The following is a 14864-nucleotide window of genomic DNA, read 5'->3' as shown; positions in this document are numbered from 1 at the left end:
CCCTCCTAACGCGCCACCGGAGGCACCGGCCCCGCCGCCGACGGGTGGGTGTGCGCCGCCTCCAGCAGCCTCGCCGCGCCCCGGACCGCCGCCGTGTGCGGCGCCGGAACCACCCGCACCGGCGCGGGCAGCCGCCCGGTGAGCCGGTACGTGATCTCGGGGCGCAGGGCGCCCCCGCCGGCCAGCAGGAGCCCGCGCCCCACGGCCTCGGCGCACAGGGAGCCGCGGTCCTGGCGCAGCATCGCCGTCAGCATCGTGGCGACCGCCTCGGTGATCTGCTGCGCCGTGACCGTGTCGCCGAGGTCGCCGGTGCCCAGGGCCACGCGGCGGGCGTCGGTGACGGCCCCCTCGCACAGCAGCACCACCTCCGTCAGGTGCGCGCCGATGTCCACGACCAGCAGCGGCCGGGACAGATCGGCGTCGGCGGCCAGGGCGACGGCCCGGGCGCCGGGTACCGTCAGCACGTTCCCCGGCCCCAGCGCCCCGACCACGGCCCGCGCCCGCGTCCGGAAGGCCACGGCGTCCAGCGCGGGCGCCGCCACGACGACCAGCGGACGGGCGCCGCGGGGCAGCCGGTCGCCGAGCACCCGCCGCAGCATCCGCGCGCACCCGGCGACGTCGACGATGGCACCCCGCCGCACCGGGTACAGCGCGCCGTCCTCGGCGAAGGTCACCGTGGGCACGTCCACCACCACGCCCCGGCCGGCGATCCACGCCCGCGTGCGGGCACTGCCCAGGTCCAGGGCCACACCGCAGCACCGGCGGCACGCGGGCCACGGCCGGTGGCGTCCCGCCGGGCGGGGGAGGAGCGCGTCGCCGCTCACGGGGCCGTCTCCCTGACCTGCTGGCAGCGGGCGCAGTAGCGGGCCTGCGGCACGATCATCAGGCGCTCCCGCTCGACCGGGCGTCGGCACAGGTGGCAGGCGCCGTAGGAGCCCTCGGCCATGCGCCGCAGGGCCGCCTCCACGTCGGTGAGGACCATGCGGGCCGAGGCGGCGAGCTCGACCTGCACCTCGATCTGCGCGGCGGCCTGCCGCGGGCGCCGCGCCCCGGCGTGCGAGGTCACGGGCCGGGCCAGGCGGCGCAGTTGCTCCCGGCGGAACAAGCGCTGTTCGTGCAGGTCCTCGCGCAGCGCGGCGAGGTCCTCGGCCGACAGGTGCGCGGAGCCGTGGTCGATGGTGTGGCGGATCACCACTTCACCCCTTCGAGGGCAGGGCGGAGGAGGGGCCGGACAGGGGGGCCGGGCACGACGGGTGCGGCGGCGGTCAGGCGGCGAGGCGCCGGCAGGTGACGCAGTGGCGGGTGTACGGCAGGATCTCCAGCCGCTCCGCCGGGATCGGCTTGGCGCAGCCCGCGCACGTCCCGTAGGTGCCGTCGTCGATGCGGGCGAACGCCTGGTCGATCTCCTTGAGCACCTGCTCCATCGCGGTCCGCTGCGCGGACAGCAGGTGGTCGTCGGCGTTCGGTGCCGCCTCGTCGAGGGCCTGCAACTGCGCCAGGCGGGCGGTACGGGCGTGTTCGAGGCGCTGCCGGGCGTGGTGCGGGTGGGGCTCGGCGCGGGTGGCATCGAGCGTCATGGTCGGTCCTCTTCTCAGTGGTTTGCGTCGGTTCTCGTCGGTTCTCGTGGTGTACGTCGGTGCTCGCCGCATCTCGTCGGACACGGCACGTGCGGCACCGCCTCCGGTGACGGGGGAGGCGCCGTGTCCCCACCCTCGCCGGACCCGCCGCGCGGGCCCATCGGGCGCGGGCCCCATTTGTGACGGGGCCGGGCACCCATGGGGTGGCGCCCGCCCCGGAAATGGGGTCCGGGCCCCATCGACGCCGCCCCCGCGCCGGGAGAGGCTGGCCACGGGCTCACCCACGCACCGCGGACACCGACCGCGACCGCGGCCGGCCGGGCGGCGCGAGGCCGACGGGGAGCCGTACCGACACCCGGGAAGAGGAGGCGCACAGCCGGTGTCCTTGTTCTGGCGGATCTTCGTGCTCAACGCCGTGGTGCTGGGCACGGCCACGGCGCTGCTGCTGTGGGCTCCGGTCACCGTGTCCGTGCCCGTCCTGCTCACCGAGGCGGTCATCCTGCTCGGCGGCCTGGCCGTCATGCTGGTGGCCAACGCCGTGCTGCTGCGCCTGGGCCTCGCCCCGCTCGACCGGCTCACCCGGCTGATGACCACGGTGGACCTGCTGCGCCCCGGCCAGCGGCTGCCCGCCTCCGGCGGCGGCGAGGTCACCGAGCTGATCCGCACCTTCAACGCCATGCTCGAACGGCTGGAGCACGAGCGGGCCACCAGCAGCGCCCGCGCCCTGCTGGCCCAGGAGGCCGAACGCCGCCGCATCGCCCAGGAGCTGCACGACGAGGTCGGCCAGACCATGACCGCGATCCTGCTGGGCCTCAAGCGCGCGGCGGACGAGGCGCCCGAGGGCCTGCGCCGCCAGCTGTGCGAGGTGCAGGAGATCACCCGGGAGAGCCTGGACGAGGTGCGCCACCTGGTGCGCCGGCTGCGGCCGGGGGTGCTGGACGACCTGGGTCTGGTCAGCGCGCTCACCTCGCTCACCGAGGACTTCGCCACCCACACCGGCCTGCGGGTCGCCCGCCGCTTCGCCACCGACCTGCCCGCCCTCGCCCCGGAGACGGAGCTGGTGCTCTACCGCGTCGCCCAGGAGTCGCTGACCAACGCGGCCCGCCACGCGGACGCCGAACAGGTCACCGTCGGCCTGCGCCACGACGACGGCAGCATCGTCCTCACGGTCGTCGACGACGGCTGCGGCATCACCGTCCCGCGCGAGGGCGCCGGCATCCGCGGCATGCGCGAACGCGCCCTGCTCGCGGGCGGCCGCCTCGAGATCTCCGCCGCACCGCGGACCGGCACCCAGGTGCAGCTCACCGCACCCGTCTCCGGAAGGCTGCCCTGACCATGCACGACGCACCCACGACCGCCCGGGCGCACCCGGCACCGCGCACCGGCCCGGGCGACACGGCCCCGCACGGCGTGCCGGCCCCCCGCGCCGGGGCGCAGCGCGTCCGCATCCTGCTCGCCGACGACCACGCCCTGGTCCGCCGCGGCGTACGGCTCATCCTCGACCAGGAACCCGACCTCCAGGTGATCGCCGAGGCCGGTGACGGCGCCGAGGCCGTCGACAGGGCCCGCACCCACGACCTCGACCTGGCCGTCCTCGACATCACCATGCCCCGCCTGACGGGGCTCCAGGCGGCCCGCGAACTGGCGGCCGTCCGGCCCGGCCTGCGGATCCTGATGCTCACCATGCACGACAACGAGCAGTACTTCTTCCAGGCGCTCAAGGCCGGCGCCTGCGGGTACGTCCTGAAGTCCGTCGCCGACCGGGACCTGGTCGCCGCCTGCCGCGCCGCCATGCGCGACGAGCCGTTCCTGTACCCCGGCGCGGTCACCGCGCTGATCCGCACCTACCTGGACCGGACCCACCACGCCGAGGAGGCCCCGGACCGGATCCTCACGCCCCGCGAGGAGGAGGTCCTCAAGCTGGTGGCCGAGGGGCACTCCTCCAAGGAGATCGCCGGGCTGCTGTTCATCAGCGTCAAGACCGTCCAGCGGCACCGCGCCAACCTGCTGCACAAGCTCGGCCTGCGGGACCGCCTGGAACTCACCCGGTACGCCATCCGTGCCGGCCTGATCGAACCCTGACGCCGCGGTGGCCGGGACGCGGGTGAGCGCACGGGGGCTCCTGGCCGCCGTCGTCTGGGTGCTGCTCGCGGCCCTCGGCGTCACCGCGCCGACCGCCCCGGCACCGTCCACGACGACGGCCGGGCCGACGACCGCCGGCTCCGCCCACCGCCCCCACGCCGACGCGTACGACGGCCACGACGCCGCCCGCGCCGCCCCCGTGGCGACCCGTCACGAAGCACAGCGCGACCAGCCCACCCCGCCACGCCCCGCCCCGGCCGCCGGCACCGCGGACCCGGCCGTGGCCCCACCCGGCCCGGCCCGGCGGACGCCGCCGGGCGTCGAGCACCCCGTCCCGCAGCGACCGCACCACGCCCGCGATCGCGGTCGAGCACCCCCGTCCCCTCCGGCACCTGACCACCCCTGTCCACTCCTGTCTGCCGGAGATCCCCGTTGCACCCGTCCCACCCTTCCCGTTCCCGTCGGCGTTCCCGATCCCGTTCCCGTCCCCGTGCCGCACGGCTGAGGGCCCTGCTCGCCCTCGCCGTGCTCGCCGTCTCGCTGTACGTCGCCGTCGCCGTGCCCGTCCGCCTCGGACTGGACCTGCGCGGCGGGACCCAGATCGTGCTGGAGACCCGTTCCACCGCCACCATCGAAGCCGACCGCGAGGCCACCGACCGCACGCTGGAGGTGCTGCGCGGCCGCATCGACGCGCTCGGCGTCGCCGAACCGAGCCTCGTCCGCTCCGGGGAGCGACGGATCATCGTCGAACTGCCCGGCGTGCAGGACCCGGAGCGGGCCGCCGACGTCCTGGGCCGCACCGCGCAGCTCACCTTCCACCCCGTCCTCGGCACCACGCAGGACACGGCGGGCGGGACGCCCGTGGCCCGGGAGCGGGTCCTGCCCGACGAGTCCGGCACCGCGCTGCGCCTCGGACCGGCCGCGCTGACCGGCGCACACGTCGAGGAGGCCGCCGCACGCTTCGACCAGCAGGGCGGCGCGGGCTGGCACGTGACCGTCGACTTCGCGGGCGCCGGCCGCGCCGGCTGGGCCAAGCTGACCGGCGAGGCGGCCTGTCACCCGGCGGGTGCGCCCGCGCGGCGGCTGGCGATCGTCCTCGACGACAAGGTCATCTCCTCCCCGCAGGTCGACCCCTCCGTCGGCTGCGCGACCGGCATCCGGGACGGCGCCACCCGCATCACCGGCTCCTTCGGCGCGGCACAGGCCCGCGAACTGTCCCTGCTGATCAACGGCGGCGCCCTGCCGGTGCCCGTCGAGACGGTGGAACAGCGCACCGTCGGCCCGACCCTGGGCGCCGAGGCCATCACCGCGAGCGCCTGGGCGGCGGTCGTCGGCACGGCCCTGACCGCGCTGTTCATCATGGTCGTCTACCGGCTGATGGGCGTCCTCGCCACCGTCGCGCTGCTCTGCTACGGCCTCGTCTCCTACGCCGCCCTGGCCGCCCTCGGCGCCACCCTCACCCTCCCCGGACTGGCCGGGTTCGTCCTGGCGATCGGCATGGCCGTCGACGCCAACGTGCTGGTCTTCGAGCGGGCCCGGGAGGAGTACGCGGCCCGCAGGCACCCCAGCACCCGCTCGGCCCTGTCCGCCGGGTTCCGCAACGCCTTCAGCGCGATCGCCGACTCCAACGTCACCACGCTGATCGCGGCCGGCCTGCTGTTCTTCCTCGCGTCCGGACCGGTGCGCGGGTTCGGCGTCACCCTCGGCATCGGCGTCCTGGCCTCCATGTTCAGCGCGCTCGTCGTCACCCGGGTCCTCGCCGAGTTCGCCGCGGGCCGCGCCGCGGTGCACCGTCGCCCGGGGCTGACCGGGATCGCGACCACGGGCGCCGTGCGCGAGCGCCTCACCCGCCGCGACCCCCAGCTGATGCGCCGGCCGCGCCGCTGGCTGGCCGTGTCCGCCGCCGCGCTGGTCCTCGCCGGGTCGGGGATCGCGCTGCGGGGCGTGCAGTTCGGCGTGGAGTTCACCGGCGGCCGGCTCCTGGAGTACGCGACCACCGCGCCCGTCGACACGGACCGGGTCCGGTCCGCCCTCGCCGACGCCGGGCTCCCGCGCGCCGTCGTGCAGGCTTCCGGCGACAGCGGCCTGACCGTGCGCACCGATCCGCTGACCCGGGACGAGGAGGCCGGGGTCACCCGCGCCGTGCGGGACCTCGCCGGCGGGGCGGACCAGGTGCGGGACGAACTGATCGGCCCGAGTCTCGGCGCCGAGCTGCGCCGGGGCGCCCTGATCGCCCTCGCCGTGGCTCTCGGCGCACAACTGGTGTACCTCGCCGCACGCTTCCGCTGGGTGCTGGGCAGCGCCGCGGTCGTCGCGCTCGCCCACGACACGGTGATCCTCGTCGGTGTCTTCGCCTGGCTGGGCAAGCCCGTCGACGGGGTGTTCCTGGCGGCCCTGCTCACCGTCATCGGCTACTCGGTCAACGACTCCGTCGTGCTGTTCGACCGGGTCAGGGAACTCGTGCGCCGGGCGCCGAAGGCACCCCTGGCCGACACGGTGAACCGGGCGGTCCTGCAGACGCTCCCGCGTACCGTGAACACGGGGATCGGCGCCGCGTTCATCCTCACGGCGCTCGCCGTGCTCGGCGGGTCGTCACTGGGGGACTTCGCGCTGGCGCTGCTCGTCGGCCTCGCCGTCGGCACGTACTCCTCGGTCCTGACGGCGGCGCCGGTGGCCCTCGAACTCGACCGGCGCACCCGCACCGGGGCCACCTGGCCGCGCCGCTCCTGACCGGCCCCGTCAGTCCCCGGGCCCAGGGTCGGGGCGTACGGCCTCCTCGATCCCGGCCCGGGCCGCCTCCAGCTGCGCGGCGAAGGCCACGCCCAGGAACAGCGCGATGCCGGTGACGTTGGCCCACAGCAGCAGGGCGACGAACGCGGTGAGCGGACCGTACACGGCGCCGAACGCGGAGCTGCGGCCGACGTACAGGGCCAGCAGCAGCGTCGCCCCGACCCACAGCACCAGGTGCACGGCGCTGCCGAAGGCGAGCCAGGTGTAGCCGGGCTGCCGACGGCGCGGCGACCACCGGAAGATCACGGCCGAGGCCAGCCAGGCGAGCAGCAGCCCCACCGGGATCTCCAGGGCCCGCCACCAGCGGGGCCCGGAGTCACCCCCGCCCGAGGTGGCCGCCACCGCGTCGCCGACGGCGTCCCCGGCGACCAGCACCATGAAGCCGAGCACCATGGGCAGGCCCGCCGCGACCGCCAGGACCAGCGCGCGGGCGTACTTGCGCGGGAAGGGACGGTCGCGCTCGATGCCGTAGATGCGGTTGGCGCCCCGCTCCACCTGGCCCATCGCGGAGGCGAGGTTCAGCAGGGCGAAGCCGAAGCCCAGCCACAGCGCCAGGGTGCTCCAGACGCCGCCGTGGGCGCTGTCGCGGGTCTCGGCGAACGCGTCGTCCAGGATGTCGGCGCCGGCCCCGGGCACGATCGCGCCCAGGCTCCGCTCGATCACCCGCCCCACCCACTCGGTGTGCACGGACGTCGCGAGCCCGACGAGGGCCAGGGTGAACGGCACCAGGCCGACCACGATCTGGAAGCCGAGGGCGCGGGCGTTGGTGAAGCCGTCGGCGTAGCGGAACCGACTGAACGAGTCCACCAGCAGGCGCATCCCGCCGTAGTGCCGCAGGGCGGTCAGCGCCTCGTCGCCGGAGAGCTCCTCCCCGATCATGTCCCGGGTCTGCGGGACGTGGACCGCGGTTCCCATCGCCCTCGCGCTCCTTCCGTTCGCGTCCCGGCCCCCTGCGGGCCCCTGCTCGACCGACTGCCCGCAAACGGCCCCTTCACCGCCGGGCGTTGAAGTTTTCGATCTTGGGCAGACGGGATGACGCACGTGTCCGCGCCGCTTCCGGGAGGTACCACCCGATGACCCTGCCCGTCCGTCCCACGGGACCGGAGCGCGAGCGGCGCTTCGACCTGCGCGTCACGGCCGCCTTCTTCGTGCTGCTCGCGCTGCTCCTCGTGCTGGGCGCAACCGTCGCGCGGGCCATGGCGAGCGCGTTCGAGCAGCGGCCCGCATGGATCCTCGCACTGGCCGGCGTGGGCGTCGCCGTCATGGTGCGGTGGGTGCGCCGCCGCCGCACGCTCTCCGCGTCCCGGCTCGCGCGGCAGGCCACCGAGACGCTGGAACAGGCGGCGCGCACGGCCGTGGACGCCCTGGACGCGCCGTCCCCGGCGCCGGTCCTGGTGGGAGCGGGCGGCGGCGTCCTGACGGAGCCGTGCCCGGTGGTGGAGCCGATGGTCGAGGCGACGGCGACGGCGACGGAGGCGGAGGCGGAACCCTGCCCGGCCGAGGACCCCTACGAGTTCGAGGAGGAGATAGCCGCCCTGTGCACCCGCGACGGCTGCACCGGGGCCGAGGTCGTGGGCGGCGCCGGGGACCTGGGCGCCGACGTGGTGGCGTGGACGCCCGACGGCCGCCGACTCGTCATCCAGTGCAAGCGGTACTGCGAGGGGAACAAGGTCGGCTCCCAGGACCTCCAGCGCTTCGGCGGCACCTGCTTCACCGTCCACGAGGCGGACCTGGCGGTCGTCGTCACGACCAGCGACTTCACCCTGCCCGCCCTGGAGTACGCGGAGCAGTGCGGCATCCTGTGCGTCGGCGAGGACGCCCTGCGCGGCTGGATGGCGGGCACGGCGGCCGCCCCCTGGCAGGTCCACCCCGCTGCGGGCTGACCGGCGACGAGCGCCGCGGCGGGCCGCGCCCCACCCGAACGGTCCACCCGCACCCGGCACGACCACCCGGCTCACCGCCCCGGCTCGCAGCCCGGCGCGCACGGGCCGACGATGGGCCCACGATCCCCGTGCCACCCACGGGGCGGGCCCCGTGCCACCCACGGGTGTCGACGAGCCCCACGGTCCCCCCACAGCGAGGAAGCCCATGCCCTCCCATCGCCGGATCCGCTCGCGCGGCGCGCAGGCGCGCCCCCTGACCCTCCTGGCCCTGACCTGCTCCCTGCTGGCGACCGGCGCCCTCACCGGTTGCAGCGACGACAGCGGCGGCTCCTCGGCGTCCACGGCCACCGTCGCGCCCAGCGCCCGCGTCTCCGCCTCCTTCAGCGGCGAGCTGCCCTCCGCGATCGCCTCCTCGGCCGCGTCCAAGATCGCGTCGGCGCGCGCGTCCGCCTCGGCGGCCGTCTCCTCGGTGTCGGCACGTGCCTCGGAGTTCGAGGCGTCCGTATCGGCCGAGTTCGAGCGCAGGTCCACGGCGGCGAAGAAGGCGCTCCAGGGCGTCGAGGGCCAGGGGAACGCGATGTCCGAGGTCACCATGAGCGGTTTGGCACGGGCGGACACCGGCGGTGTGCTCGCGGTCCTCGTCCGGATCACGAACGGCACGGACAGCAAGGCGTCCTACGCCGTGCGGATCGACTTCGAGGACGCCCAGCACAAGGTCGTCGAGACGCGCTACACCGGCGCGGAGGACCTCGCCCCGGGCAAGCGGGAGCAGCCGATCGTCTTCAGCCACGAGCCCGCCGAGCCCCGGCTGACCCCGCGCCTGGCACAGGCCCAGCGCTACTGACGGCCCCGGCGCGTCACCCGGTGGAACCCCCTGACGAGCACCGCGGAGGCCTGTGGCAAGGTGTGCCGACGACCGGGAGGAACCTCTCGCCGGTCAGGCACGACCTCAGGAGCATCACAAGTGAACGCGAAGCGCCGTCGGCTGTTCTTGGCCGCCCTCGACCCCCTGCTGGAGCCCGGGGAGCGGGTGGAGGTGACGACCATCGTGAACCTGAGCTCCGTCTCGGTGCGCAGGACGGCGGCGTTCGCGGCGGCCTCGGCCCTCATGAGCGCGGGCGCCATGGCGGTGGTCCCCACGCCGACGCCCATGTACCTGGCCATGACCGACCGCCGCTTCTTCGTGTTCCGGGCCAACCCCCACTTCGCCCGCCCGGAGGAGCACCTGATGACGATCCCGCGCGCCGGACTCGCCCGCACGGCCGTCAAGGAGCGCCTGCTCAACTCGTCGTTCGTGGTGTCGTCCCCGTACGACCAGCAGGGCCTGAAGATCATCTTCCCCCTGATCAGCCGTCGTGAGCGCCACCTGATAGCAGCCGCCCTGCCCGTGGCCGCCTGACCGCGGGGGTCCGGTACGGACCTGCGTACAGCAGGTCCGTACCAGTCTCTTGACACCCGCATTGCTCATCTCTTAAATCACGTAGTGAATTAACTCCTTCCGGCGAGGAACTCCCACCTGATCCGCACTTCCTGACGGGGTGACGGACGCAGTGCCGCATGGCCTGGCGTGCCGATATGTCATGAACACGACATTCGGACACAGGTGTGTGCGGCCACCGCGACCCGTCGAACCGTCAGGCACGAACGAGGGAGAGTCATGCATCCCCCACGCCTCCGCCGACGCCTGCTGACGTCGCTCGTCTCGCTCGCCGCCTTCGCCTCGGTGTCGTCCGGGCTCGCCCAGGGCGCGCCCGCGGCGCGGGCCGACGACCCCGCACGGCTCGCCGCCCCGGCCGCGGCGGCGGCCGCCGTCACGTTCGCCGACGAGTTCGACGGGCCGGCCGGCTCGGCCGTGGACGCCGGGAAGTGGCAGACGGAGACCGGCGACAACGTCAACAACCACGAGCGGCAGTACTACACCGCGGGCAACCGCAACGCCGCCCTCGACGGACAGGGCCACCTGGTCATCACCGCCCGCCGGGAGAACCCGGGCAACTACCAGTGCTGGTACGGCCGGTGCGAGTACACCTCCGCCCGGCTCAACACGGCCGGCCGGTTCACCACCACCTACGGGCACGTCGAGACCCGGATGAAGATCCCGCGGGGCCAGGGCATGTGGCCCGCGTTCTGGATGCTCGGCAACGACATCGGCACGGCCGGCTGGCCCGCCTCGGGCGAGATCGACGTGATGGAGAACGTCGGCTTCGAGCCGTCCACGGTGCACGGCACGATCCACGGCCCCGGCTACTCGGGCTCCGGCGGCATCGGCGCCGGGTACAGCCTCCCCGGCGGCCAGGCGTTCGCCGACGCGTTCCACACCTTCGCCGTGGACTGGAGCCCCAACTCGATCTCCTGGTCCGTCGACGGCACCGTCTACCAGCGGCGCACCCCGGCCGACCTCGGCGGCCGCCAGTGGGTCTTCGACAAGCCGTTCTTCATCATCCTGAACCTCGCGGTCGGCGGCTACTGGCCCGGGGACCCCGACGGCAGCACCGCCTTCCCCCAGCAGCTCGTCGTCGACTACGTCCGCGTCAGCACCGACTCCGCCCAGCCCGGCACCGGCGGCCCCATCACCGGCGTCGGCGGCAAGTGCGTGGACGTGGCCGGGGCCAATCCGGCCAACGGCACCCCCGTGCAGCTCTACGACTGCAACGGCACCGCTGCCCAGCGGTGGACGGTGGGCGGCGACGGCACGATCCGCGCGCTCGGCAAGTGCCTGGACGTGGCCTCCGGCGGTACGGCGGACGGCACCGCCGTACAACTGTGGGACTGCAACGGCACCCCCGCCCAGCAGTGGGCGACCCCGGCGGCCCGCGACATCGTCAACCCCCAGGCCAACAAGTGCCTGGACGCCGCGGGCGGCAGTTCCGCCAACGGCACCCGGCTGCAGATCTGGACGTGCACCGGCGCCGCGAACCAGAAGTGGACGGTGACCCGTTGACCGGCTGACCCGGTGACCGGTTGACCCGGTGACGCCCCGACGCCTACCCGGACGCCGGCCGGTAGGCGTCGATCCGGTAGTCGGCCTCGTCGTCGATGGCGTTCGTGTCCCAGTCGAGGGAGATGCGCAGGGGGCGTCCGTCGGCGGCGTACCGTGCCTCCGCCTTGTCGGCGTGCTCCGCGACGGCCCGGTCCAGCCGGTCCAACAGGAGCCCGATCGTGGGCACGTGCGCGAAGACCTCCCGCGCTTGGCGCCGGCTGTCCTCGTCGAGGCCGGTCACCTCCGTCACCCTGCCGTGCTCCACCCGCACCCGGAACTCCCCGGCGAGCACCTGGGACTCGGCCCTCAGCGTGTAGGAGTACGAGGCCGGTTCCCGCCACGAGGTCTTCGTGCGGGGGGCTTTCGCGCTCGCGGTGGCCTGCGCGGACCCGCAGGCCGTACTCGCGGACGCGAGAACGAGCAGCAGTCCGGCGGCTGACACCCGGCGGGCGCGGGCGCGGGTGGGGGTACGGGAACGTCCGGCGGTCATGAGTGACCACTCCCTCGGGTCGGTTACCCCTGTGACGCCGGGGGAGGGGCGAACGTTCAGGGCTCGCGCCCGCCGCGCCGGTCAGCGGGCGGCGCGCGCCGAGGTCCCGGCCCGGGTGTACGCCTCGCGCGGGGTCAGCATCCCGTGGCCGCCGGAGCAGACGACGGCCACCTCGGCCGGCTCGCCGCAGTCGCGGTGCAGCACGTCCAGGGGCGGTCCCTCGGGGTCCGCGGTGTACCGGTCGCCCCACTGCTTCAGGGCGATCATGGCGGGCCACAGGTCCCAGCCCTTGCGGGTGAGCCGGTACTCGTGCCGGGTGCGGCTGCCGGGCTCGCGGTACGGGACGGTCCGCAGGATGCCGGCCGCGACGAGCTTGCGCAGCCGGTCCGCGAGGACCGCCTCGGACAGCCCCATGTGGCGGCGGAAGTCGTCGAAGCGGCGCACGCCGTTCATCGCGTCCCGCAGCACCAGCATCGACCACTTCTCCCCGACGAGGTCGAGCGTGCGCTGCACCGTGCAGTTCTCGGTGCTGGTCTCCAGCCAGGTCATGGACCCCATCGTAGGCTGGCTTCGGCGTTGACAGCCAGAGGTGTCACTGGCTAGCTTCGGGAAGCGAAGTCAGTCGGCCGGTTCCGGAGGAGACCCCATGACGAGGTCACGCACCATCGAGTGGGAGGACCCGCGGGTCTCCGCGGCCGCGGTCGGCCGGGGCAGCGGGCTGGACTTTCTCCGGGACGTCCTGGCCGGGCGCCTGCCCGCGCCGCCCATCAGCGCCACCCTCGGCTTCACCCTGGAGGAGGTCGAGGCCGGCCGCGCGGTGTTCGCCATGGAGCCGGGCGAGGAGCACTACAACCCGATCGGCAGCGTGCACGGCGGTGTCTACGCGACCCTGTTGGACTCCGCCGCGGGCTGCGCCGTGCAGTCGGTCCTGCCGGCGGGCACGGGCTACACCTCGCTCGACCTGACCCTGAAGTTCCTGCGTCCCATCACCGTCGACACCGGCAAGGTCCGCGCCGTCGGCACGGTGCTCCACCAGGGGCGCCGTACGGCCCTGGCGCAGGCGGAGCTGTTCGACACCACGGACCGCCTGCTCGCCCACGCGACCAGCAGCTGCATGCTCTTCCCGGTCCCGGCGGCCTAGCCGATCCCCCTTCGCTCGCCCGGCCGCCCGCGGTGACCCACACTGGGCATTCCAGATGTACGGGACCCTCGGCGGGCGTACGAGGCACGGGTGGCCAGGAGCGCGGATGGATCTGGACGCTGTCGCCGACGAGCTCTACGGCTTGTCGCCGGGCGACTTCACCTCCGCCCGGGAGGTGCGGGCGAAGAGCGCCCGCTCCGAGGGCGACCGGGACCTGGCCGAGCGCATCCACCGGCTGCGCCGCCCGACCCTGTCGGCCTGGGCCAGCAACCTGCTCGTGCGTGACCAGCCCGAGGAGACCCGGCGTCTGCTCCGGCTCGGGGAGGCCCTGCGGCAGGCCACCGAGGAACTGGACGGCGACCAACTGCGCGAGCTGTCGGCGCAGCAGCGCAAGGTGACCTCCGCGCTGGCCCGGCAGGCCGCCCACCTGGCCCGGCAGGCGGGGCAGCCCATCAGCGAGGAGGCCCAGCGCGAGGTCCAGGAGACCCTCCAGGCGGTGCTGGCGGACCCGGACGCCGGCCAGGAGTGGGCGGCGGGCCGGCTCGCCAAGCCGCTGAGCGCGCCGGTCGGCTTCCCGGCCCTGTCCGCACCGTCGTCGCAGGCGTCCCGCCGGGATTCTTCTCGGGTGTCCTCGAACGGGCGCCCGGCGTCCCGGCGCAAGGAGGCGACCGGCCCGACCGCGACCGAGCCGGCCGCAAGGACCTCCGCCCGGACGGCCGACCTGGAGGCCGCGCGTGCCCGGCGCCGCGCACAGCAGGAGCGCCTGGAGCAGGCCCGGCAGCAGGCCGCCGAGGCCGACCGCGAGCTGACCGAGCGGGAAGGGCGGCTCACCGCCGTCGAGGACGAGCAGGGTCAGGCCGAGGAACTGGCCCGGCGCGCCGAGGAACGGATCGCCGAACTGACCCGTGGGCTGGCGGAGGCCGAGGGGGAACGCGACCGGGCCCAGGACGCCGTACGGGAGGCCCACGACCAGGCCCGCGAGGCCGAACGCTCCGTGAAGGAGGCCCGCCGCCGCGCCCGGGACGCCGCCGTGCAGGTCCGTCGGCTGGAGGGGCAACTGCGCCGCACCACATGAGCCAGTGCCCCGCACACCGTGGCCGTCAGGACGCCTGCGGTGCCTCGCACTGGGTCGACGGCGGACAGAACCACGCGCGCGCCGTGTCCAGCAGCGCGCGCTCGTCCTCGGGCCCGTCGTCCTCCGCGCCGTAGACGATCAGGGCGTACCGCTGGCCGTCCTGGGCCTCGAAGCGGTAGTCGATGACGTGGAAGGGGGCGCCGGTGCCGGACTCGCCGCTCAGCTCGTCGGCGGTGTACTCGTGCTCGGCGGCCTCGCCCCCGGAGGGGTCGGCCACGTACTGCACGTGGATCTTCCGGTAGCCGTCCAGCTTGCTCTGCGCCTGCTGGGCCTCCACCACCGAGGCGTGCGGGGAGGTCTCCATGAGCTGGAACACCTGCGCCCGGCGGACGCCGTCCGGGCCGCGGTAGTCGACGATGTCGATGCCGTACTGCGACGCCTGGCTCTCCCGGGTCCACCCCGAAGGCAGGGCGATGCGGAAACCCTCGGAGTCGTCGAGCACCTCGTAGCCCGCGGGCGGCGTCGGGGACGCCGGGTCCGTCGGCGTGGCGCCGTCGGAGGTCCCGGTGCCCGAGGTGTCCCCGCCGGAAGGGGTGTCCCCGGCGGTCACGCCCGGCTCGGCGGGCCCCTCCTGCGCCGGGGGCCGGTACGGCTCCGGCTCGTCCTTCCAGCCGAGTGCCCACACGCTGAACGACACCCCGCACACGGCGAGGACGACCGCCGTGTGCTGGAGGACCTTGCGCTGGCGCGGCAGGTCGAGGTACCGGTCGGCGTCGAAGAGGCGCTCGCGGCGCGAGCCGCCCCACTCCTGCCGCTCGGTGTCGAACACTCTCATCGTCGCCGTCC

Annotated in this window: 16 protein-coding genes; 9 read left to right on the top strand and 7 right to left on the bottom strand. The window is 74.7% G+C overall.

The window, feature by feature from the left end; translation table 11 throughout:
• Nucleotides 1–5 precede the first annotated feature (5 nt).
• From E4U91_RS02350 to E4U91_RS02340, 3 genes are all read right to left on the bottom strand, one after another.
• Complete coding sequence (locus E4U91_RS02350) at nucleotides 6–824, bottom strand: rod shape-determining protein (RefSeq protein ID WP_137304973.1); 819 nt, start codon at nucleotides 822–824, stop codon at nucleotides 6–8.
• On the bottom strand, nucleotides 821–1195 hold the full coding sequence (locus E4U91_RS02345; RefSeq protein WP_137304972.1) for a TraR/DksA family transcriptional regulator: 375 nt from the start codon (nucleotides 1193–1195) through the stop codon (nucleotides 821–823). Before E4U91_RS02345 ends, E4U91_RS02350 begins: the two co-directional genes overlap by 4 nt.
• Before the next feature lie 70 nt (nucleotides 1196–1265).
• The gene (locus E4U91_RS02340) at nucleotides 1266–1577 is read right to left on the bottom strand and encodes a TraR/DksA family transcriptional regulator (protein WP_137304971.1); all 312 of its coding nucleotides are present in this window, start codon (nucleotides 1575–1577) and stop codon (nucleotides 1266–1268) included.
• Nucleotides 1578–1956: 379 nt separating this feature from the next.
• Here E4U91_RS02340 and E4U91_RS02335 point away from each other — a divergent pair, with 379 nt between their 5' ends.
• From E4U91_RS02335 to secD, 3 genes are all read left to right on the top strand, one after another.
• Nucleotides 1957–2910 carry a HAMP domain-containing sensor histidine kinase gene (locus tag E4U91_RS02335; RefSeq protein WP_137304970.1) on the top strand — a complete coding sequence of 318 codons (954 nt, stop codon included), beginning with the start codon at nucleotides 1957–1959 and terminating at the stop codon, nucleotides 2908–2910.
• Between the two features lie 2 nt (nucleotides 2911–2912).
• Nucleotides 2913–3659, top strand: a complete 747-nt coding sequence (locus E4U91_RS02330; RefSeq protein WP_137304969.1) for a response regulator — start codon at nucleotides 2913–2915, stop codon at nucleotides 3657–3659.
• A 525-nt stretch (nucleotides 3660–4184) separates the two neighbouring features.
• Nucleotides 4185–6389: a protein translocase subunit SecD gene (gene secD, locus E4U91_RS02325; RefSeq protein WP_241678483.1), complete on the top strand. Its 2205-nt coding sequence runs from the start codon at nucleotides 4185–4187 to the stop codon at nucleotides 6387–6389.
• A 9-nt stretch (nucleotides 6390–6398) separates the two neighbouring features.
• On the opposite strand, the gene E4U91_RS02320 is transcribed toward secD, so the two are convergent.
• Nucleotides 6399–7364: a YihY/virulence factor BrkB family protein gene (locus tag E4U91_RS02320; RefSeq protein ID WP_137304968.1), complete on the bottom strand. Its 966-nt coding sequence runs from the start codon at nucleotides 7362–7364 to the stop codon at nucleotides 6399–6401.
• 158 nt (nucleotides 7365–7522) lie between these two features.
• On the opposite strand from E4U91_RS02320, the gene E4U91_RS02315 reads away from it, so the two are divergent.
• The 4 genes from E4U91_RS02315 to E4U91_RS02300 all read left to right on the top strand — a co-directional run bounded on the left by E4U91_RS02315 (nucleotide 7523) and on the right by E4U91_RS02300 (nucleotide 11273).
• Nucleotides 7523–8332 carry a restriction endonuclease gene (locus E4U91_RS02315; protein ID WP_137304967.1) on the top strand — a complete coding sequence of 270 codons (810 nt, stop codon included), beginning with the start codon at nucleotides 7523–7525 and terminating at the stop codon, nucleotides 8330–8332.
• A 205-nt stretch (nucleotides 8333–8537) separates the two neighbouring features.
• Nucleotides 8538–9176, top strand: a complete 639-nt coding sequence (locus E4U91_RS02310) for a hypothetical protein (RefSeq protein ID WP_137304966.1) — start codon at nucleotides 8538–8540, stop codon at nucleotides 9174–9176.
• A gap of 120 nt (nucleotides 9177–9296) precedes the next feature.
• Nucleotides 9297–9731: a hypothetical protein gene (locus tag E4U91_RS02305; protein ID WP_137304965.1), complete on the top strand. Its 435-nt coding sequence runs from the start codon at nucleotides 9297–9299 to the stop codon at nucleotides 9729–9731.
• 258 nt (nucleotides 9732–9989) lie between these two features.
• On the top strand, nucleotides 9990–11273 hold the full coding sequence (locus E4U91_RS02300; RefSeq protein ID WP_137304964.1) for a glycoside hydrolase family 16 protein: 1284 nt from the start codon (nucleotides 9990–9992) through the stop codon (nucleotides 11271–11273).
• A gap of 43 nt (nucleotides 11274–11316) precedes the next feature.
• On the opposite strand, the gene E4U91_RS02295 is transcribed toward E4U91_RS02300, so the two are convergent.
• Nucleotides 11317–11802, bottom strand: coding sequence for a DUF6174 domain-containing protein (locus tag E4U91_RS02295; RefSeq protein ID WP_137304963.1), 486 nt, complete (start codon nucleotides 11800–11802; stop codon nucleotides 11317–11319).
• Between the two features lie 81 nt (nucleotides 11803–11883).
• Nucleotides 11884–12351, bottom strand: coding sequence for a winged helix-turn-helix transcriptional regulator (locus E4U91_RS02290; protein WP_137304962.1), 468 nt, complete (start codon nucleotides 12349–12351; stop codon nucleotides 11884–11886).
• Nucleotides 12352–12448: 97 nt separating this feature from the next.
• Here E4U91_RS02290 and E4U91_RS02285 point away from each other — a divergent pair, with 97 nt between their 5' ends.
• Nucleotides 12449–12943 (top strand): PaaI family thioesterase, encoded by a 495-nt coding sequence (locus tag E4U91_RS02285; RefSeq protein WP_137304961.1) that lies wholly within the window; start codon nucleotides 12449–12451, stop codon nucleotides 12941–12943.
• Nucleotides 12944–13049: 106 nt separating this feature from the next.
• Complete coding sequence (locus tag E4U91_RS02280) at nucleotides 13050–14018, top strand: hypothetical protein (RefSeq protein ID WP_137304960.1); 969 nt, start codon at nucleotides 13050–13052, stop codon at nucleotides 14016–14018.
• Between the two features lie 25 nt (nucleotides 14019–14043).
• Here E4U91_RS02280 and E4U91_RS02275 read toward each other — a convergent pair whose 3' ends face one another.
• Complete coding sequence (locus E4U91_RS02275; protein ID WP_137304959.1) at nucleotides 14044–14853, bottom strand: hypothetical protein; 810 nt, start codon at nucleotides 14851–14853, stop codon at nucleotides 14044–14046.
• Nucleotides 14854–14864: the final 11 nt, after the last annotated feature.

This window comes from Streptomyces lasalocidi (assembly GCF_005280215.1).
Classification (GTDB): domain Bacteria; phylum Actinomycetota; class Actinomycetes; order Streptomycetales; family Streptomycetaceae; genus Streptomyces; species Streptomyces longwoodensis.
This window is presented reverse-complemented; position numbering and strand designations above follow the sequence as displayed.